Annotated in this window: 1 protein-coding gene; it reads left to right on the top strand. The window is 48.1% G+C overall.

Annotated elements, in window-relative coordinates; genetic code table 11:
• Positions 1-574: hypothetical protein (locus ABXZ32_RS15775; RefSeq protein ID WP_354619641.1), on the top strand; the 574-nt coding region annotated here is incomplete at both ends.

Raw genomic sequence — 574 nt, 5'->3', positions numbered from 1 at the left:
GTACGGACGACCAGACATTGACATTGGTTGGTAACAACTTGAGCATTGAAGATGGGAACACAGTGGTGTTGCCAACGGCAGATGGTACCGAGACCAAAGTAAATGCTGGGACAAATGTTACCGTTGCCGGTGATGGTTCCATTGCCACTCCTTATGTGGTTAGTGTTGCTACTTTGGACGATGCTGATGCAGACCCTACAAACGAATTGATCACGAGTGCCAATTTAACCGGCACGAATCTTAATATTATTGATGCCGGTGGGACTACGACCGTGGATCTTTCTTCATTGGACAATAGTGGTACCGATGACCAGATTGCCTCTGAGGTCAATATAACCGATACGGCGGGGAATTTCACCGCTACAGAGGTAGAAGGTGCCTTGGCTGAATTGGCCGCTGCTAGTTCAGATGACCAGGCCTTGAGCTTGGCTGGAAACACCCTGACTCTGGAAGATGGTGGCACAGTAGATCTTGCGCCATATTTGGACAACACGGATACCCAAGATCTTTCGATTGATGGGACAGGAAAAATCATCTCTTTAGTGGATGGTGGTTCTGTAACGATCAATGCGGA

The sequence above is a fragment of the Sediminicola luteus genome (genome assembly GCF_040566555.1).
Lineage (GTDB): Bacteria > Bacteroidota > Bacteroidia > Flavobacteriales > Flavobacteriaceae > Sediminicola.
The sequence above is the reverse complement of the archived record's forward strand: the minus strand, read 5'-3'. Positions and strand labels throughout refer to the sequence as shown.